This is a genomic window from Pseudomonas sp. PNPG3 (genome assembly GCF_023093815.1).
In the GTDB taxonomy this organism is placed as follows: domain Bacteria; phylum Pseudomonadota; class Gammaproteobacteria; order Pseudomonadales; family Pseudomonadaceae; genus Aquipseudomonas; species Aquipseudomonas asiatica.
In genome coordinates this window covers 1-20031 of record NZ_JALLKV010000035.1, presented here as the reverse complement: position 1 = coordinate 20031, position 20031 = coordinate 1, and the positions used below count along the sequence as shown (strand labels likewise).

Below are 20031 nucleotides of genomic sequence, written 5' to 3'. Positions count from 1 at the left end.
AACCCCTTTAACATTTCTGCCAATGAATCATCATATTTGCGCACTAAAGTCGCGGTTCCTCCAACTCAGCCAACATAAGGACACCCTGATGAGTCGAGATACCGGCGACAACCTGGACCGGAACCAAAGCGGCAACCTGCCGATGGCCAGCGTCATGGACGCCTACCTGAGCCGCCGCAGCGTGATGCGTGGCAGCCTGGGCGCCGCCATCGCCATGATTGCCGGTACCGGCCTGACAGGCTGCTTCGACGGTGGGGGTTCCGACCACGATGACCCGGTCACCGAACCGCCAGTGACCGAGCCCCCCGTGACTGAGCCGGAAGTGCCGAAACTGGCCCTGGGCTTCCAGTCCATTCCGGGCTCGCGCACCGACGCCTGTGTGGTAGCCGCCGGCTACAGCGCCTACGTGCTGGCACCCTGGGGCACGCCGATCAACAGCAATGGCAACCCGTGGAAATCCGACGGCAGCAACACCTCGACCGACCAGGCCAACGCCATGGGCATGCACCATGATGGCATGCACTTCTTCCCCATCAACGGCAGCTCCGAAGACGGCCTGCTGGCGATCAACTTCGAGTACATCGACACCGCCGCCCTGCACCCGGCCGGCCCGACCACCGATGTGAACGGCAAGCGCCCGGTCGAGGAAGTGCGCAAGGAAATCAACGCCCACGGCGCCGGCGTGGTGCGCCTGCAGAAAATCGGCGGCCGCTGGCAGGTGGTCGACAACGACCCGCTCAACCGCCGTTTCACTACCGCCTCGCGCATGGAAATAACCGGCCCCCTGCGCGGCACCGATCACGTGAAGACCAAGTATTCGCCGGACGGCACCCACTGCCGCGGCACCAACAACAACTGCGGCAACGGCTACACCCCCTGGGGTACCTACCTGACCTGTGAAGAGAACTGGCCAGGCATCTTCGTCAACAAAGGTACCCGCCCTGAAGACCAGCGCCGCATTGGCGTGGGTACCTCCAGCGGCCAGTACAAGTGGGAAACCGCAGCCGGTGACAGCAGCGAAGTGGCAGATGAGTTCGCCCGTTTCGACGTCACCGTAAAAGGCGCCAGCGCTACCGACGACTACCGCAACGAAGCCAGCACCTACGGCTACATCGTCGAGATCGATCCGTACAACAGCGCCACACTGGCCACCAAGCGCACCGCGCTGGGCCGTTTCCGCCACGAAGGCTGCGCCCCGGGCCTGCCCGTCGCTGGCAAGCCGCTGGTTTGGTACATGGGTGACGACTCGAACAACGAGTACCTGTACAAGTGGGTTTCCACCGCGGTGTGGGACGCCGCCGACGCCAACCCGGCCGACCGCCTGGCCACCGGCGCCAAGTACCTTGACCAGGGCAAGCTGTACGTGGCCCGCTTCAATGCCGACGGCACTGGCGTTTGGCTGCTGCTGGACGTAGGCACTGCGACCACTGGCGGCAGCACCTTGGGTGCGCTGTATGGCGACCTGCCGGGCATCATCCTCAACACCCGTGGTGCTGGCGATGCGGTGGGCGCAACGCCGATGGACCGCCCGGAATGGACCACGGTCAACCCGCTGAACGGCGACGTGTACCTGACCCTGACCAACAACAGCGCGCGCACCCCGGAAAAGGTCGATGCAGCCAACCCGCGCGGCCCGAACCGTCACGGCCACATCATCCGCTGGCACGACAGCGACGACCAGCTGAGCTTCACCTGGGACATCTTCGTGTTCGGCGCCAACGCTGCGGGCACCGCCGACATCAACCGCTCCGGCCTGACCGAACTGAACCAGTTCGCCAGCCCGGACGGCATGAGCTTCGATAGCCGTGGCGTGTTGTGGTTCGAGACCGACAACGGCGAGAGCACCGTGACCGACTACACCAACGACCAGCTGCTGGCAGTGATCCCCACCAATCTGGTGGATGCCAGCGGCAAGCAGGTGCCGGTGAACGCGCAGAACCAGGTGGACCTGCGCCGCTTCTTCGTCGGACCGAATGGCTGCGAAGTGACCGGGATTACCTTTACGCCGGACAACAAGACGCTGTTCGTCAACATCCAGCACCCGGATAACTGGCCGTATACCGACAAGGCCACCGATGCCACCCCGGCAGGTGCCACGGTAAGGCCGCGGGCTGCGACCGTGGTGATCCAGCGTATCGATGGCGGGGAGATCGGCACCGCCTGATCGATCTGCGCACGGGGGCCGCTTTGCGGCCCTATCGCGACACAAGGCCGCTCCTACAAGGGATCGCATTCCCCTGTAGGAGCGGCCTTGTGTCGCGATGGGCTGCAAAGCAGCCCCGGCTACCCTACCAGGCTATTGGATTTGAGCCACGCACCCGCACTTGCTGCGCGGTACCCGTGGAACTGCCCAATCACCGGCAAACCATTTCCTCAGAAGTGAAACCAACTGAGTGCGTCAACACCAAGTCGACTACGGATTTGGTCTGCGCGCTCTCTGATATTGGACATGGTTCGCTCATAATCTAAACGTAGTTCGGTGCCTTCTGCCACATATGAAATATTCTGACTAAAGACTTGTTCGTGCCGATTAATGTCAATAAGTTACTGATACAGAGACTCTGCCTGATCGAGGTCAAGTAGCTGTGGTCCCGCAGTTTCATGGCGGGGCGGAGTTCGAACCCCGTTGGCCGATGGCAGCTGTTGATCTGTACTACCTGCTGGTGCACGACGGTTAGCCAGATACTCTGTACCCCGCTGAGCCATAGGGTTTCTCAGTGTTTGCGTAACAGCTTGTGTGGGCATATCGGCTTGTGTTTGTTGCCGCTGTAGTCTGGCACGTAGTGCCTCCACACGCTGTGCTGCAGTCTGCCGCTGAGCGTGTTGGGCCCCTGCCCTTCGCGGTTGCTTCAATAGCTTTTGCGGTACTTTACGCAGACCGCTTAGATCCGCGTGACCACTTGGATCCGACCCCATGACTGGATTTCCTGAGCAATAGCTATAAGCATTTCGTCCGCCTGCACCAAAAGGGCTCCAGCCATCAGGTGAAAGAAATCGCCTCAGGGCTGGGCTGTAAGCCCGATAACCATTGCCTAGCAGGTAGGTGCCGGAACGGCAGTCTTCTCGCTCACCATTGTAGCCAAGCATGAATGCCGAGCTACCTTGGTTTTGGTGGTGCCCGTAAGGGCAATAGGCACGCAGAGCTACTGACACAAAGTTTGGCCTCGCAAGACGGCGAGCTGAAAGTTTTGGTCTTTCCGAGGCCAGGCGCAACTAGCAAGATTATCAGTACACGCGGCTGGTTTCAGCTCACGATCACAGGTCCTGAATACCGTGCAATTCCCGTATGTGGCTGGCTTGCCGGCGATTGGGCTGCAGAGCAGCCCCGGCTATTTCAAGCCTTACCAGGCTATCGGCTCGCGGCTACGCACCCGCACTTGCTGCGCCGGTAGCCGGGCATGCCATTGCACCACCCCCAATGCCTCCACCTGGAACTCGCTGCGTATCACCCGCCCCTCCTCCGCGAACGACAGTTGCAACAGGAAATACCCGCTGTTCAGCAGCAGCCCTTCGCTCAAGCGTTCGAAAGTTTCGTCATCCACCGCCCCCAGGGCCTGGCGTAGCGCAGTTGCATCCACATATCCCGACGCCGGCCGTCCGCTGATGATGCGGCTGAGCAACGAGCGCGGATAACGCCCTTCATACAGCGCCTCCAGCAACGGCAGATGCTCCAACCCCAGGGCATTGGCATTCAGCCGCCAGCCGGTGGTCTGCGGCAAGGCGCACAGCATCGGGTAACGGCCCTGGCGGCTGGCGTCCGGCTCCAGTAGCAGATTCAGCTCGCTGGTATCGAGCATCGGCTGGTTGGCAGCCAGGCGCGGTGGTTGCTGGCGCAGGTACTGGGCGCTCTCGGCGCCCTGCAGGCGGGCATCGCTGTCGGCATCCAGCCAGTCGGCCAGGGCATCGACCAGGCGCTCGGCAGCCATGTCGTCGCCCAGCAGGTAACGCAACTGGCGCGCAGCACGCTCGCCGTCAGCGCCAAGCAGCGCATTGACGTTGAAACAGCTGTGCTGGTCGCGCACCCGCAACTGCGCCTGGCCGGCGCCAAAATCGTAGTTCAACGGCTGCCCGCGCAAGGCCTGCCAGAACAGCGGGCTAAGCCGCCAGCTGGGGTCACGCAGGGCCTGCTCGGCATAGGCCAGGCCGGCCTGCTCCATCGCGCGCGCCTGCACCCGCTGGTGCAACAGGCGCACATCATCGACCTGGCGTCGGCCATCTTCCACCAGCCAGGCCATGCCCGCCGCCAGCATCGCCAGCACAACCATCACCATCAACAGGGCCACGCCCTGCTGTTGCCTGCCACCCATCCTTGCCTGCCTCTGTCGCCGAATAAAGACGCCAGTCAACACGCCCGGTGTTGCAGGTAGATGGCAGTGACCGTTCGTCATGTGTACGTCATCTGCGCGCGGCAGGATTGTCTTTCCTTTTCATGACCTTAGAGGAGTGGTCGCAATGGGTGGCATTGGAATCTGGCAACTGGTGATCGTACTGCTGATCGTATTCCTGCTGTTTGGTACCAAGCGCCTCAAGGGCCTGGGTAGCGATGTGGGCGAGGCGATCCAGGGTTTTCGCAAGTCCATGGGCGGTGACACCGACGCCACTCCCCCAGCGCATACGCAGGTGCAGCAACAGTGCCCGCTGACAGGTCAGGGTACGCAGCAACCGCAAGCGGATCGTCAGCCCTGATGTTCGAGGTAGGCTTCAGCGAGTTGCTGCTGGTCGGCATCGTCGCGCTGTTGGTTTTAGGCCCGGAGCGCCTACCGGTGGCGGCACGCACCCTCGGGCGCGGCCTGGGCCAGGCGCGCAGGGCCATGCACGCCCTGCGCAGGCAGGTGGAGCGGGAGATCGAACTGCCCGCTGTCGAGCTACCCAATCTCGACAGTACGCCTTTGCAGCGCCTGGAACAGGAGATCCGCCAAGGCATCAGCCTGAAAGCGGAGCCGGCCAATGATGCGGCCACGGTCGCGCCCCCCAAGGAAAACCTTTCATGAGCATTGCCATGGATCCGGTGGCGAGCATGCCGCTGACCGAACACCTGCGCGACCTGCGCAAACGCCTGGTGCGTTGCCTGGCGCTGGTGGCGCTGGTGTTCGCCGGCCTGTTCCCCTTCGCCCAGACGTTGTACACGCTGATCTCCGAACCGCTGCGGCGCTTCTTGCCGGAAGGTGCGAGCATGATCGCCACCAGCGTCACTTCGCCGTTCCTGACGCCGTTCAAGCTGACTGCGATGTGCGCAGTGTTTATCGCCATGCCACTACTGCTGCACCAGGCCTGGGGCTTTCTGGCGCCGGGGCTGTACCGCCGTGAACGGCGCATTGCCCTGCCGTTGCTGGTATCGAGCATCGTGCTGTTCTACGCCGGCATGGCCTTCGCCTTTTTCCTGGTGTTCCCGATGATGTTCGGCTTCTTTGCCAGCGTGACACCGGAGGGGGTGGCGATGATGACCGATATCAGCCAGTACCTGGACTTCATCCTTGCGCTGTTTCTGGCGTTCGGGCTGGCGTTCGAGATCCCGGTAGCGACGTTTATCGTGGTCTGGGTGGGGTTGGCCGATGTGGCTACATTGCGGCGCAGCAGGCCCTACGTGATCGTCGGCTGCTTCGTGGTGGGGATGATCCTGACGCCGCCGGATGTGTTTTCACAGACGATGCTGGCGGTGCCGATGTGGGTGCTGTTCGAGGTGGGGTTGCTGGCTTGTGGGTGGTTGAAGCGGCCTGGGCAGGGCAAGGAGATTGTGGCTGGATTGTAGGGCCCTATCGCCGGCAAGCCAGCTCCCACAGAGATATCACAGGTTCTTATGACTGCGATATTCCTGTAGGAGCGGGCTTGCCCGCGAATAGCCTTGATGCAGTCTAGAACTCGGCAAGCCGCCAGACTTCGTAGGCTGGCGTCTCGTACGGGTGGCTCTGCTTGAGTGCAGCGACGACCTGGGCAATCAGATCGTCAGCCACCACCAGCTCCACCTTCCACTCTTCCACCGCCTCGACCTGGCCGGTTTGCCCGAGGAACGGCTGGCTGCCGTCCAGCGGGCGGAACTGGCCCTGGCCCAGCGTCTGCCAGGCGCAGTGGTCATAGTCACCGATGCGCCCGCCACCAGCGGCGAACACAGCGGCCTTGACCACTTCGACGTGGCTGGCGGGGACGAAGAAGGCGAGCTTGTACACGCCTTAGTTCACCCACACCCGTGCGTTACGGAACATACGCATCAGCGCGGCATCTTCCTGCCACTCATCCGGGCGCCAGGAGTTCTGCACGGCACGGAACATACGCTCCGGGTGCGGCATCATGATGGTCACGCGGCCGTCGCGGCTGGTGAGGCCGGTGATACCACGCGGCGAGCCGTTCGGGTTGGCCGGGTAGGCTTCGGTGACCTTGCCGTGGTTGTCGACGTAGCGCAGGGCCACGCAGCCGGACATGTCCGCAGCCAGCAGTGCCTCTTCGCTGGCGAACTCGGCATGGCCTTCACCGTGGGCGATGGCGATCGGCATGCGCGAACCGGCCATACCCTGCAGGAAGATCGAGTTGGACTTCTGCACTTCGACCATGGCCACACGCGCCTCGAACTGCTCCGAGCGGTTGCGCACGAAGTGCGGCCAGTGCTCGGTGCCCGGGATCAGTTCGTGCAGGTTGGACATCATCTGGCAACCGTTGCACACGCCCAGGGCGAAGCTGTCGGTGCGCTCGAAGAAGGCCTGGAAGGCGTCACGGGCGCGGCTGTTGAACAGCGCCGACTTGGCCCAGCCTTCACCGGCACCCAGCACGTCACCGTAGGAGAAGCCACCGCAGGCGACCAGGCCCTTGAAGGCCTCGAAGTCGACACGGCCGGCGAGGATGTCGCTCATGTGCACGTCGATGGCGGCGAAGCCGGCGCGGTCGAAGGCGGCTGCCATCTCGACCTGACCGTTGACGCCCTGCTCGCGCAGGATGGCCACTTGCGGACGCACGCCCTTCTTGATGTACGGGGCGGCGATGTCGTCGTTGACGTCGAAGCCCAGCTTGACCGACAGGCCCGGGTTGTCTTCCTCGAGCAGCAGGTCGAATTCCTGGTCGGCGCAGTCGGCGTTGTCACGCAGGCGCTGGATCTGGTAGCTGGTCTCGGCCCACTGGCGCTGCAGCATGCGGCGGTCGTCGTCGAACAGCACTTCGCCGTTCAGGCTGATGGACACTTCACCGTTGTTGACCGGCTTGCCGATCACCGCGACGCAGCCTTCACCCAGGCCAGCGGCGCTGAACTGTGCCAGTACGTCCGGGGTGGCATCCTGGCGAACCTGGATGACCGCGCCCAGTTCTTCGTTGAAGAGGATGGCCGGCACGTCGCCTTTGCTGTCGGTCAGCGGGTCGAGGTGCAGGTCGAGGCCGCAGTGGCCGGCGAAGGCCATTTCCAGCACGGTGGTGACCAGGCCGCCGTCGGAACGGTCATGGTAGGCCAGCAGGTGACCATCTTCGTTCAGGCCCTGGATCACGGCGAAGAACGCCTTCAGGTCTTCGGCGTCGTCGACGTCCGGTGCCTGGGCAGCGATCTTGCCGTAGGTCTGTGCCAGGATCGAAGCGCCCATGCGGTTCTTGCCGCGGCCCAGGTCGATCAGGATCAGGTCGGTCTCGCCCTTGTCCATGCGCAGTTGCGGGGTCAGGGTCTTGCGGATGTCGGTGACCGGGGCGAAGCCGGTGATGATCAGCGACATTGGCGAGGTAACGCTCTTCTCTACGCCCTCGTCGCTCCACTTGGTCTTCATCGACATCGAGTCTTTGCCGACCGGAATGGTAATGCCCAGCTCCGGGCACAGCTCCATGCCGACAGCCTTGACGGTGTCGTACAGGCGGGCGTCTTCACCTGGGTGGCCGGCGGCAGACATCCAGTTGGCCGACAGTTTGATGTCGGACAGCTTCTCGATGCGCGAGGCAGCCAGGTTGGTCAGTGTCTCGCCAATTGCCATGCGGCCGGACGCCGGGGCATCCAGCAGAGCCAGCGGGGTGCGCTCGCCCATGGCCATGGCTTCACCGGTGTAGACGTCGAAGCTGGTGGCGGTGACGGCGCAGTCGGCCACCGGTACCTGCCACGGGCCGACCATCTGGTCACGGGCTACCAGGCCGGTGATGGTACGGTCGCCGATGGTGATCAGGAAGCTCTTGCTGGCCACGGCCGGGTGGCTGAGGACGCGCTGAACGGCGTTGTCCAGGTCCAGCTTGCTCGGGTCGAAGTCATCGCCCAGCTCGGCTTCGCGGGTAACCGAACGGTGCATGCGTGGCGGCTTGCCCAGCAGTACGTCGAGCGGCATGTCTACCGGCGTGTTGCCGAAATGGCTGTCGCTTACGGTCAGGTGCTTCTCTTCAGTCGCTTCACCCACTACGGCAAACGGGCAACGCTCACGCTCGCAGATTGCCTTGAAGCGCTCGAAGTCGACGGCGCTGACGGCCAGCACGTAACGCTCCTGCGATTCGTTGCTCCAGATTTCGTGCGGGGCCATGCCCGGCTCGTCGTTGGGCACGTTGCGCAGTTCGAAGCGGCCACCACGGCCACCATCGTTGACCAGTTCTGGGAAGGCGTTGGAGATACCACCGGCGCCAACGTCGTGGATGAAGGCGATCGGGTTGTTGTCGCCCAGCTGCCAGCAGCGGTCGATGACCTCCTGGCAACGGCGCTCCATTTCCGGGTTTTCGCGCTGTACCGAAGCGAAGTCGAGGTCAGCCGAGCTGGCACCGGTCGCCACCGACGAAGCGGCGCCGCCGCCCAGACCGATCAGCATGGCCGGGCCGCCGAGCACGATCAGCTTGGCGCCGACAGTGATCTCGCCTTTCTGCACGTGGTCTTCACGGATGTTGCCCATGCCACCGGCCAGCATGATCGGCTTGTGGTAGCCGCGAACTTCTTCACCGTGCGGGGTGTTGATGGCCTGCTCGAAGGTACGGAAGTAGCCGGTCAGGGCCGGGCGACCGAATTCGTTGTTGAACGCAGCGCCACCCAGTGGGCCTTCAATCATGATGTCGAGGGCGTCGACGATACGCTCAGGCTTGCCGTAGGCCTGCTCCCACGGCTGTTCGAAGCCCGGGATACGCAGGTTGGACACGGTGAAGCCGGTCAGGCCAGCCTTGGGCTTGGCGCCACGGCCGGTCGCGCCTTCGTCGCGGATTTCGCCGCCGGAGCCGGTGGAGGCGCCGGAGAACGGGGCGATGGCGGTCGGGTGGTTGTGCGTCTCGACCTTCATCAGGATGTGCACCGGCTCCTGCACCGCGCCGTACTGGCGGGTTTCAGGGTTCGGGAAGAAACGGCCGGCAACGTTGCCGACGATCACCGAGGCGTTGTCCTTGTACGCAGACAGCACGCCTTCGTTGTGCATCTGGTAGGTGTTCTTGATCATGCCGAACAGGCTCTTTTCCTGAGCCTGGCCGTCGATGTCCCAACTGGCGTTGAAGATCTTGTGGCGGCAGTGCTCGGAGTTGGCCTGGGCGAACATCATCAGTTCGATGTCGTTCGGGTTGCGCTTGAGGCCCTGGAAGGCGTTGACCAGGTAGTCGATCTCGTCTTCGGCCAGGGCCAGGCCCAGGTCGATGTTGGCCTTGGCCAGGGCGTCACGGCCACCGGCGAGGATGTCCACCGAGGTCATCGGCTTGGGCTGGGCATGGCTGAACAGGTCAGCGGCCTGCTCCAGCTGGCCGAGCACGCGCTGGGTCATGCGGTCGTGCAGCTCGGCGGCGATCAGTTCGGCGTCGGCTTCGCTCAGGCTGCCGGCAACGTAGTAGGCAATACCGCGCTCCAGGCGCTGGATCGACTGCAGGCCGCAGTTGTGAGCGATGTCGCTGGCCTTGCTGGCCCACGGCGAAATGGTGCCCAGGCGCGGCACGACCAGGAACAGGCGGCCGCTCGGCTCCTGTACCGGCACGCTCGGGCCGTACTTGAGCAGACGGCCCAGCACCTGCTGCTGGTCGGCGGTCAGCTCGCCGTCGACATCGGCGAAATGGGCAAATTCGGCATACAAACCAGTAACAGCGGGGACTTTCTGGCTCAGTTGCTCGAGTAATTTACCGTGGCGAAAGGCAGAAAGGGCAGGAGCGCCGCGCAGGATCAACATCGTCGGGACAGCCTCAGGAAGGGGTGTGCTTAGAGGCCGTGCATTCTAGCCTAATTCGAAGGGTTTCGGCACCCGCTCTAAGCCACGGCTGCCGGGCGGCGGAACCGGACTTGCGGGTCAAAAAAAATACACCTGCCTAGCGCCCTGTAGGAGCGGCCTTGTGTCGCGATGGGGCGCGCAGCGACCCCAGGGATATCTGCGGCGGAGCTTAAAATCTGGGGGCCGCTGCGCGCCCCATCGCGACACAAGGCCGCTCCTACAAGGGGACTGGGCCGCCATTGCACATAAAGCGCTACCAGACAAGCTAACAGTTGTCGAGATATGGTTGGGCCAGTCCTTTGCGTATACTGAAACCTATGTTCGCCCACACTGCTTTGCGCCAGCGTTGCGCCAGATGGCTTTTCGCAACCGGACTCTTTCTGCTGCTCGGTGCCTGCGTTGAAAAACCCAGCACCCTCGAGCGCGTGAAGGAGGATGGCGTGCTGCGCGTGATCACCCGTAACAGCCCGGCCACCTACTTCCAGGACCGCAACGGCGAAACCGGCTTCGAATACGAGTTGGTCCAGCATTTCGCCGAAGATCTGGGCGTGAAGCTGCAGATCGAGACCGCCGACAACCTCGACGAGCTGTATGACAGCCTCGGCAAGCCCTCCGGCCCGGTGCTGGCAGCGGCCGGCCTGGTCACCAGCGAACGGCGCAAGGCCCAGGTCAGGTACTCCCACCCTTATCTGGAAGTGACCCCACAGGTCATCTACCGCAACGGCCGCACGCGCCCCACCAACGCCAAGGGCCTGGTCGGAAAGAAGATCATGGTGCTCAAGGGCAGCAGCCATGCCGACCAGCTGGCCGAGCTGAAAAAGCAGTACCCGGGCCTGGAATACGAGGAATCCGACGCCGTCGAGGTGGTCGACCTGCTGCGCATGGTCGATGAAGGCCAGATCGACCTGACCCTGGTCGACTCCAACGAGCTGGCGATGAACCAGGTGTACTTCCCCAACGTGCGGGTTGCCTTCGACCTGGGCGACACCCGCGACCAGCGCTGGGCGGTGGCGGCCGGTGAAGACAACAGCCTGCTCAACGAGGTCAACGAGTTCCTCGACAAGGCGCAGAAGAACGGCACCCTGCAACGCCTGAAGGACCGCTACTACGGCCATGTCGACGTCCTGGGCTATGTGGGTGCCTACACTTTCGCCCAGCACCTGCAGCAGCGCCTGCCCAAGTACGAGAAGCACTTCAAGAGCTACGCCAAGGTCGAGCAGGTGGACTGGCGCCTGCTGGCCGCCATCGGCTACCAGGAATCGATGTGGCAGCCCGAGGTCACCTCCAAGACCGGCGTGCGCGGCCTGATGATGCTGACCCAGCGCACCGCCCAGGCCATGGGCGTGTCCAACCGCCTGGACCCGAAGCAGAGCATCCAGGGCGGCGCCAAGTACTTCATGAAGATCAAGGAAGAGCTCGACGACAGCATCCAGGAACCGGACCGCACCTGGTTCGCCCTGGCTGCCTACAACGTCGGCACCGGCCACCTGGAAGACGCCCGCACCCTGGCCAAGCGCGAGAAGCTCAACCCGAACAAGTGGCTGGACGTGAAGAAGATGCTGCCGCGGCTGTCGCAGAAGCAGTGGTATCGCCAGACCAAATACGGCTATGCACGTGGCGGCGAGCCGGTGCATTTCGTGGCCAACATCCGTCGCTACTACGACATCCTCACCTGGGTGACCCAGCCGCAGCTCGAAGGCCAGGTGGCCGAGGGCAGCCTGCATGTGCCCGGGGTGAACAAGGACAAGCCGGCGGAGCAGTCGCCGCCGATGTAGGCCTGCACCGGCCTCTTCGCGGGCACGCCCGCTCCCACAGGAATATCAATCTCCTCAGGCCTGCGGTGTACCTGTAGGAGCGGGCGTGCCCGCGAAGGGGCCGGAACAGGTCAAGACTTGGCTCGGCGAGCCTTGAAGAAGTCACTGAGGATCTGCCCGCACTCCTCCGCCAGCACCCCGCCCTCCACCATCACCCGGTGGTTCAGGAAACCCTGCCCGAAGAACTGCCCCTGGCTCTGCACGATCCCCGCCTTGGGCTCCAGCGCACCGAATACCACCCGCATCACCCGCGAATGCACGATCAACCCCGCACACATGCTGCACGGCTCCAGGGTCACATACAGGGTGCTGCCGGGTAGCCGGTAGTTACTGGCGGATTTCGCCGCCGCGCGAATGGCCACCATCTCGGCGTGCGCACTGGGGTCACTGTCGATGATCGGCCGGTTGAAGCCCTGCCCGATCACCTGCCCATGCTGCACCAGTACTGCGCCCACCGGCACCTCGCCCATGGCCGCACCTTCGGCGGCCAGGGCCAGGGCCAGACGCATGAATTCCTGATCGCGGCTGCGATCGATGATCTGCGGGCGCATCAGACCACCGCGATCGCGGCCATCAGGCCGGTTTCCATGTGGTCGATGACGTGGCAGTGGAACATCCAGGTGCCCGGGTTATCCGCCACCAGCGCCACCTGGGCGCGCTCGTTCTTGCCCAGCAGGTAGGTATCGGTGAACCACGGCTCCTTGATGTCATGACGGTTGGAGCCGATCACCTTGAAGCTCATGCCGTGCAGGTGGATCGGGTGCTGGTATTGGGTCATGTTCTTCAGCTCGAAGATGTAGCTCTTGCCCTTCTGCAACGTGGCAATGGGGCGCTCGGCGCAGGTCTTGTCGGTGATGTCCCAGGCCTGGCCGTTGATCTGCCACATGCTCGACGGCTTATCCTGGTCCGTAGTGACCGAGACTTTCGCCGCCCACTCAAAATTGAAGTTGAGCTTTTCGGCATTCTCCAGGTCCGGCTCGGCGATCGGGTTGGGCGGTAGCGCCGGCGGCCAGTCACTTGGCGCGTCGTTGCTGGCAACCGAACGCAGGGTGCCCAGGCGCACGAAACCGTCGCGCAGGGAGATCTCCTCACCCTCCACAGGAATACGGACAGCCAGGCAGATACGCATGCCTGGGCCGAGCCAGTAGTCATCGTCCAATGGGCGCGGGGTTACCGGATTGCCGTCCAGAGCATAGATTTTTGCCTCGCAGTTGCCCTTGAGGTTGATGCGGTAGGTCCAGGTGTTGTCCAGGTTAAGCAGACGCACCCGCACAACCTGGCCGGCTGGCAACTCGGTGACCGAATCGGCCTGGCCATTGATGGTGATCAGGCGCCCGGCGGTGCCGTTGCGCGCCGCCTCACGCGGGATGCTGAACGGCAACCAGGCGCCCTGCTCGTCCACGTGCCAGTTCTTCAGGCTGAGCGTGCGTTCATGCTGGAAGCCGGTCGGCTCGCGCTCCTCGACGATCAGCGGGCCGACCAGGCCACGGCCCAGCTCTTCGGAACTGCTGACATGCGGGTGGTACCAGTAGCTGCCGGCGTCCGGCACACGGAATTTGTAGTCGAAGTACTCGCCCGGCTTGACTGGCAGTTGCGACACATAGGGCACACCGTCCATTTCCAGCGGCAGGCGAATGCCATGCCAGTGGATGGTGGTTTCCACCGGCAGGTGATTGATGAAGCGCACCCGCAGCCAGGTGCCCTGGCGCACACGCAACTCGGTGCCTGGCGCCGAAGGGCCGAAGGCCCAGGCCTCGGTCTTGAAGCCCGTCACCAGCTCGACGTCCAGGGGAGCAGCGATCAGCTCGTAGTCATGCCCGGCGTTGTCGTCCTCGACCTTGCCCAGCCAGTAACGTGCCGCGCCACCGGCGCCCAGGCCAACCACAACCAGGCCGGTCAGGCCCTTGAGCATTTGTCGACGGGTGAAGGACATCGGTGCGGGTACCTCGCGTTCTGCGCAATCAAGCTGCCAGCATGGCTGGCGGTGAAGGGCGAATACGATACACCTGCAAATGGGAAATATTAAGTGAAGTATCCAGCCATCGTTTGCTTTAGCCACTCTATTGGCCATTCGGCAGACTTAACGGAACTGACCGACAAGCACGAGATCAAATTGACACCATTGCCAGAGGCACCTCAGATGAGAAAATGCCTCGCAATGCAATCGGCAGCTCGATTGGCGGCTGGCTTGACCGTCAGCGTGGTGCATGGGAAAGAATCGCCTGCCGCCCGCACACTCACCTGCCTTCTCTAAAGGAATGCAATGGTAAATGGACTTATCAACTCACGTCCCTAGCTGGGGCGACATCGAACGCAACCTGGACCAAAAATTCAGCGTCCTCAATCAAAGCGTCAGCAGCGGCTTGCGCAATGTCCATGACAGCTGGGACGGCTTCACCCGTCGCGTAAGCGATGGCGCCAGCCAGGCTTATGGCGCTGTAGGCGGACACCGGATAGACAATGTCCGGCAGGCGATGGCTTTGTCCTATCCCATGATGCAGTCAAATCTGTCGCGCAAATGGGCGTCCATCAATATCGACCAGATTTTGCCCGTACTGCTCAAGCTCGTGCAGGAAGTGGTGATGATTCTCGGCGGCAGCGTCGCGCTAGGCGGCGCTATCGGCGGCGCCGTGGGTTCTCTCGCCTTTGGCGTCGGTGCGGCACCTGGGGTGGTCGCAGGCAGCGGTATCGGCCTGCAGGTCGGCAACCTGATCCTGATGGCGCTGGGCCTGGCCGCCATCGCGGAGTATTTCTATCAAGGGCTTCCCGCGTGCCTGGCCTCCATGCAAGAGGGGCTTGCTACCGCGTGGACTGCCGAAGACGGCTTGAAACCCTCCGGTCTCGACCCTTCGGGCGGCTCGGCGGCGCTGGTTCAAGAGCGTACCGAACACGCTGCAAGGCAACTGGCCCGTGGGCAAGAGCAGCTGGTGATGCTTTTGCTGATGGCAATTGTGACCTACCTGACCCGCGGGCAGATGAAAGCCGGCGTGATGAGCAGCGTGGAAAGCATCGCCAGCCGTAGTGCCAAGCTTCAGGCCGAAATCTCCAACAAACAGTTGGCCAACTGGCTGGCGAAGAACGAAAGCAGGCTGCTGGCTGAACCTGAGTTGCAGATGAAGGCCGCGACACCGCTGCAGAAAGCCGAGCCAGAGCTGCCGCCAGCAAAGCAAGCCACTGAAAAAAACATTGCGGCGGCGCCCAAGAAGCTCATGAGCCTGCGAGAGGCAGTGGGCAAGGACATGGCAGAGCGATGGATTGCCGAAGGCCGCGCCCGGGCAGATGTTCGGGCCCCGGAGCTTTCGAAACTGCTCAGCGACGATCAAATAGGCGCACTTTACGGTTACTCTACCAACGAAGTGTACAAGGCGTATAACCTGGCGATGCGCCAAGGCACAGCCACGCCTGAAATCATGGCTTTTGCCGAGCATGCAACCGAAGGTCTGGCACGCTTGCCTCGCTACGTTGGCGCTGAAACCTACCGTGGAACGGATCTGCCACTGGATGTGCTCAATCGGATGCAAATGGGCGCAGTGGAGACCGACATGGCATTCTTCAGCTCATCCGCGACAACACCATTCGCAGGCAATACCCAGATGGTCGTACGCGGCGTATCCGGCAAGGACATCAGTTTCCTGACGCAAATTCCCGAGGCGGAAGTACTGTACCCGCCGGGTACTTCTTTCAGGGTACTGAACCGGATTGAGCAAGGCCCCACGACTCATCTCTTATTAGAAGAAGTTCTATGATCGACCTGCACAGCCCTACCCTTGAAGTTACCGAGTATGCCTACCGGTACAACCACTTGCTACCAGCGCCCACCCCACGCGAGTCCGCAGGCCGTGCCTACGTGCACCCGCAATGGCAAGAATCGCGCGCTTGCACATTAACCCCCGAACAATCGCTCGACCGAGCCAAAGGTGCGTTGCTGGGTTTGGCCATTGGCGATGCCGTAGGCACCACCCTGGAGTTCCTGCCTCGCGATAAAGCACACGTCGATGACATGGTCGGCGGCGGGCCGTTCAGGCTCAAGCCAGGTGAGTGGACCGATGATACGAGCATGGCGCTTTGCCTGGCGGACTCGTACCTGGCTTGCATGCGATTCGACCATGCAGATTATCTCGAGCGACTGTGCAGGTGGTACAAGCGAGGGGAAAACAGCGCAAACGGTGTCTGTTTCGACATCGGCAATGCTACACGCCTTGCCTTGGAAGGGTGGCTACGCCATGGCCTGGACTGGATAGGCAACACAGAGCCGAATACGGCCGGCAATGGCTCCATCATCCGGCTCGCCCCCACCGCCATATTCAGGCGCCACATGCTGCCATCCACGTGGCGCGAAGCCCAAAGCCAGAGTCGGGCCACCCATCGGGCGCCCGAAGCAGTGAGTGGCTGCGAACTGCTGGGCGCGCAGCTGCACCTCGCCCTGAACGGCGCCGACAAGGATGAAATGTGCCGCCCGATGGTCCGCCCGCTACAGCCCCGCGCCACCATCATCAACGCTGGCGAATACAAGGAAAAAAGCCGCGACCAGATCCGCTCCTCAGGGTATGTCATCGACACCTTGGAAGCTGCGCTATGGGCGGTTTGGAATACCGACAATTTCAGAGACGCAGTGCTACTGGCGGCAAACCTGGCAGACGACGCCGACAGCGTGGCAGCCGTGGCTGGGCAGCTGGCCGGAGCGTTGTACGGGGTATCCGGCATGCCCGAGGAATGGGTAAAGACAGTGGCGTGGTCTGAACACATCCTGGACCTCGCCCAAGCGTTGCACGACCAGGCGCCTGAAAACGACCCGTTCTATTCGCTGTGATGATGCGCCCGTCGGGGCAGACAGCTGAATGATAAAGGCCCAGGCCTCGGTCTTGAACCCCGGCACCAGCTCGACGTCAAGCGGCGCGGCGATCAGTTCGTAGTCATGCCCGGCGTTATCGTCCTCGACCTTGCCCAGCCATTAGCGGGCCGCGCCTCCGGCGCCCAGGCCCACCACAACCAGGCCAGTGAGGCCCTTGAGCATTTGTCGACGAGTAAAGGACATCGGTGCGGGTACCTCATTCTGCGCAATCAGTCTGCCAGCAGGGGCTGGCGATAAAGGGCGAATACGATACACCTGCATTTGCGAATGATTAAGTGAAGTCTTGTCGCGCGACCGGTTATCTGCCCCGACACCTGTGGCAACCTGCTCCCCCCGGTACCCAACTAACGCCCAGAGGCTGACTTGCCCGATTCAGGGTGGGCTGCTTAAGTTCAACAGACGGGGTGCACAGGTGCTGGCCTTCTGCCCGCCTATCGCTTCAGACAAGACGCCTGCTCTGTGAATGCGAAGGTTTGACACCATGTGGCACAGGAATTCATTACTGTATTTTTCGCTGCTGCTCACTTCAGGCCTTCTTCTGGCACCGAAGATCATCCTGATCGAGTTTTTCTCCTATCGATGGGTGGAGACCGGTGTTCTCGATATTGCCCTGTACTTGCTTCAAGACGTGCTGCTGGTGGTCGCCTTCTTTGTGATTGCTGCCACCACCATTACCAGAAACAAATTCAATTTTTATCTGGTAAGCATCGCCTCAGGCGCCTTGCTGCTGTTCCTGCTGGTGGACATGCGAGTTCGGGAGCTATGGCTGAAGCCACTGGACTGGCAACTGATACGCTACAGCCTGCAGAACGCAAGCAACCTGACCTCCGGAGCCGAGGTGTTCCTCACCCAAGCCGCCGGGTTCGGGCACACATTCAGGTTCATTGTCCTTGTGCTTTTTCTTGCCTACCTGGTGACCTGGTCTTTCGCTGGGCTGGCAACCTACATCGCTTATAAAGAACAGCGCACGGTCACAATAAAGAAAAGACAACACCTCTGGGCGTCGCTGCTGATGATAGGCGCCCTGCTCATCGGCTCCATCCATGCCAAAGACGCACGCTATTACCTGAACGAAAATATTGTCGTCAGCCCGCTGGTCACAACACTCAGAAGCACGACTCCCTTGAATGCAGCTCCGCATAGACCGCCGCTGCCATTCGAACAACCCGCCTACCCGCTAACCAGCGTCAACGACATCCGAAAACTTCAATCTCATGCCACACCAGACTTCAAGAACCTGGTCTTCATCATTCTGGAGTCGGTGCGCTGGAACAGCGTTTTTGCGCCCGACATCAAAACCGCCGAGAGGTATCCCACCTTCGATAAGCTCTCTCGGGAGGGCATGCTCTTCAAAACGTACGTATCAGTGCCTCACTCGTCCAAAGGCTACCACGCGATCCTGACGGGGCTGCACGCCTACCCAGATATTGAAATCAAAGAGGCCATGTACCTGCTACAACCCAGCGTCATCCATGAGCTGAAAAACAGGAAAAACATGGAAGCCGTCGCATTCAGCTCGCTGTACCTGCAATTCGAAAACATGGAGGGTTTCCTGAAGTCCATCGGCGTATCGAATGCCTATGCAGTTTCGGAGATCACCCATGCCGAAAATCGCTCACAACACGCCAGTAGCTTCGGAGAGAGTGATGAACAGCTGTTTTCGTCCAGCATCTCTTACCTGGAGAAGATAAAAAAGAATGGCCAGGGTTTCATCGCACTCTACTTCCCAAGCGCAGCCCACTACCCCTACCAATGCAGCCAAGGGCCCCCATTACTGAGCGAGCTGGAAAAGTATGAAGACTGCATAGCCAGAACAGACAGCGTACTGGGTGAAATGCTGACATCATTCGACAAGCAAGGCCTGCTGGACTCGACATTATTCGTGCTCGTGGGTGACCACGGTGAGTCGTTTGGTGAGCACGGTCTCTTCATTCACAACGCTTCCATGCACGAAGAAGAAGTGACCGTACCCCTGATTTTCTGGGCCAAGGAAAGGTCACTGCCCAAACCCGCCACAACGACCAGTCACCAGATCGATGTTGCGCCCACGGTCGCCGACTTCTTTGGCGTGACCGAGTCGCCCCTGTCTGTCCAAGGCATCAGCTTGTTGAGGGAACATGGCAAGCGCACATTCTTCATGTCCACGTTCTTTGACCAACTGGCGTCAGCCTTGGTGGAGCACCCTTACAAATACATATACGAATTCAGTTCGGACACCCTGACCAAATACAATATCGAGGATGACCCGCAGGAAAAGCACCCGCAGCGCGTGGAGGGCGATGAGTTCGTCGCGGTGAAGAGCAGGTTGCTTTCCTATAATGTCTACCAGAAAGCGCTATTTGCCAAAAAGCCAAAAGAATAAGCAAATCTGAATGAGCAAGAACCAGAAAGCCCGCAATCATGCGGGCTTTCTGGTGTATCCGTGCCTACGGGTACCAGCCTGAGCTGGCTACCCGATCATTCCCACTCTATCATAAACAACGAGAAAATAACCATAAAAATCAATAACTTACTAAAAATCCAACGTGATTGACCATGAAAAATACCATGATAAAATCGGAAAGGTAGAGCTCGGCCGTTATCGACTATCGACATCATCTGACCGAGCGTCCCCTGCCAAAGCCATGGTCATCTGACGTAACAGAATGGCCAGCTCTGCTAGATCACCATTGCGACGAACTTCAGCAAGCAATTCTGCCGCATACGTCGGGTCTGCGCGGAAGAGCTTGACCATGGCCGCATCATGCGATGCATCTTTCATATGGTTCCCCCTCTTGCAGTCCGCTAACTCATCATCTCAAAATTCATACTTTTCTTTACGCTGAATGAATGCATCGCGCCCTCCTTCAAGGATGCTTGCAACTTGATCACGAATCATCGGTACATCAATTGATCCCTGTGCCTCTAGGCCAAGGCAACCCAAATTCTCAGCCGCGGTAAAGACACCGATCCACTCAGCGTCACCAAATACAGGGATGTTCGCGTTGTGTGTCGAAAAAAGGAACTGTCGACTGGTCTTGGCACTCCTCAGCTCGGTGACGATTCGTTCCGCGATGAAGGCATTGTCTAAGTTATCCTCCGGCTGATCCATGATTAACGGGTCGACGTTCTCCAGAAGTAGCATGTGCAATATCGCCGTGCATTGCTGCCCAGTAGATAGTTTGCTCAATGGGCGGAATACCGGGTCAGCCTGACCGTGTGCAACGTTTAGGGATGGTCTGAAGTAGCCCCTGTTTTCCGGCTACTTCGCCATCGACAC

The 20031-nt window shown here is 61.2% G+C and carries 14 protein-coding genes and 3 pseudogenes; 8 read left to right on the top strand and 9 right to left on the bottom strand.

Translation table 11 applies throughout. The features are described 5' to 3' along the window. Positions 1-88 precede the first annotated feature (88 nt). Positions 89-2164: a PhoX family phosphatase gene (locus MJ643_RS20440; RefSeq protein ID WP_013971165.1), complete on the top strand. Its 2076-nt coding sequence runs from the start codon at positions 89-91 to the stop codon at positions 2162-2164. 728 nt (positions 2165-2892) lie between these two features. Here MJ643_RS20440 and MJ643_RS20435 read toward each other — a convergent pair. Continuing rightward, positions 2893-3135, bottom strand: a pseudogene (locus MJ643_RS20435) (RHS repeat-associated core domain-containing protein); the annotation flags it as partial. 206 nt (positions 3136-3341) lie between these two features. Next, positions 3342-4307 (bottom strand): type II secretion system minor pseudopilin GspK, encoded by a 966-nt coding sequence (gene gspK, locus MJ643_RS20430; RefSeq protein WP_024086373.1) that lies wholly within the window; start codon positions 4305-4307, stop codon positions 3342-3344. Between the two features lie 145 nt (positions 4308-4452). On the opposite strand from gspK, the gene tatA reads away from it, so the two are divergent. Genes tatA through tatC form a run of 3 tightly spaced genes read left to right on the top strand, consistent with a single transcriptional unit; the run spans position 4453 to position 5749 of the window. Next, a complete protein-coding gene (tatA, locus tag MJ643_RS20425) occupies positions 4453-4686 on the top strand; it encodes a twin-arginine translocase TatA/TatE family subunit (RefSeq protein WP_013971163.1) in 234 nt (77 codons plus the stop codon). Then, positions 4686-4991: a Sec-independent protein translocase protein TatB gene (gene tatB, locus MJ643_RS20420; protein ID WP_024086372.1), complete on the top strand. Its 306-nt coding sequence runs from the start codon at positions 4686-4688 to the stop codon at positions 4989-4991. The genes tatA and tatB overlap by 1 nt, the downstream gene beginning before the upstream one ends. After that, positions 4988-5749 (top strand): twin-arginine translocase subunit TatC, encoded by a 762-nt coding sequence (gene tatC / locus MJ643_RS20415; protein ID WP_013971161.1) that lies wholly within the window; start codon positions 4988-4990, stop codon positions 5747-5749. Before tatB ends, tatC begins: the two co-directional genes overlap by 4 nt. Positions 5750-5852: 103 nt before the next feature. On the opposite strand, the gene MJ643_RS20410 is transcribed toward tatC, so the two are convergent. Beyond that, positions 5853-6164, bottom strand: coding sequence for a YqfO family protein (locus MJ643_RS20410; RefSeq protein WP_013971160.1), 312 nt, complete (start codon positions 6162-6164; stop codon positions 5853-5855). Positions 6165-6167: 3 nt separating this feature from the next. Continuing rightward, on the bottom strand, positions 6168-10067 hold the full coding sequence (gene purL / locus MJ643_RS20405; protein ID WP_013971159.1) for a phosphoribosylformylglycinamidine synthase: 3900 nt from the start codon (positions 10065-10067) through the stop codon (positions 6168-6170). Between the two features lie 356 nt (positions 10068-10423). On the opposite strand from purL, the gene mltF reads away from it, so the two are divergent. Then, positions 10424-11881: a membrane-bound lytic murein transglycosylase MltF gene (mltF, locus tag MJ643_RS20400; protein WP_013971158.1), complete on the top strand. Its 1458-nt coding sequence runs from the start codon at positions 10424-10426 to the stop codon at positions 11879-11881. A gap of 110 nt (positions 11882-11991) precedes the next feature. On the opposite strand, the gene tadA is transcribed toward mltF, so the two are convergent. Together tadA and MJ643_RS20390 are read right to left on the bottom strand one after the other, a co-directional pair. Next, entirely contained in the window at positions 11992-12471 is a 480-nt protein-coding gene (tadA, locus tag MJ643_RS20395) for a tRNA adenosine(34) deaminase TadA (protein ID WP_013971157.1), read from the bottom strand. Next, on the bottom strand, positions 12471-13853 hold the full coding sequence (locus tag MJ643_RS20390) for a multicopper oxidase family protein (protein WP_013971156.1): 1383 nt from the start codon (positions 13851-13853) through the stop codon (positions 12471-12473). Before MJ643_RS20390 ends, tadA begins: the two co-directional genes overlap by 1 nt. Before the next feature lie 337 nt (positions 13854-14190). Between MJ643_RS20390 and MJ643_RS20385 the strand changes: the two genes are divergently transcribed. Both MJ643_RS20385 and tri1 read left to right on the top strand, forming a co-directional pair. After that, positions 14191-15666, top strand: coding sequence for a DUF6861 domain-containing protein (locus MJ643_RS20385; RefSeq protein WP_208209442.1), 1476 nt, complete (start codon positions 14191-14193; stop codon positions 15664-15666). After that, positions 15663-16730 carry an ADP-ribosylarginine hydrolase Tri1 gene (gene tri1, locus MJ643_RS20380; protein WP_024086371.1) on the top strand — a complete coding sequence of 356 codons (1068 nt, stop codon included), beginning with the start codon at positions 15663-15665 and terminating at the stop codon, positions 16728-16730. Before MJ643_RS20385 ends, tri1 begins: the two co-directional genes overlap by 4 nt. A 33-nt stretch (positions 16731-16763) precedes the next feature. Here the strand turns inward: tri1 and MJ643_RS20375 are convergent. Then, positions 16764-16955: pseudogene (locus MJ643_RS20375) on the bottom strand (multicopper oxidase family protein); the annotation flags it as partial. 298 nt (positions 16956-17253) lie between these two features. Between MJ643_RS20375 and MJ643_RS20370 the strand changes: the two are divergent. Next, positions 17254-19134, top strand: coding sequence for a sulfatase-like hydrolase/transferase (locus tag MJ643_RS20370; RefSeq protein ID WP_024086370.1), 1881 nt, complete (start codon positions 17254-17256; stop codon positions 19132-19134). Positions 19135-19350: 216 nt separating this feature from the next. Here MJ643_RS20370 and MJ643_RS20365 read toward each other — a convergent pair whose 3' ends face one another. Next, positions 19351-19533, bottom strand: coding sequence for a hypothetical protein (locus tag MJ643_RS20365; RefSeq protein WP_041930862.1), 183 nt, complete (start codon positions 19531-19533; stop codon positions 19351-19353). 36 nt (positions 19534-19569) lie between these two features. Beyond that, positions 19570-19986, bottom strand: a pseudogene (locus tag MJ643_RS20360) (ATPase); the annotation flags it as partial. Positions 19987-20031: the final 45 nt, after the last annotated feature.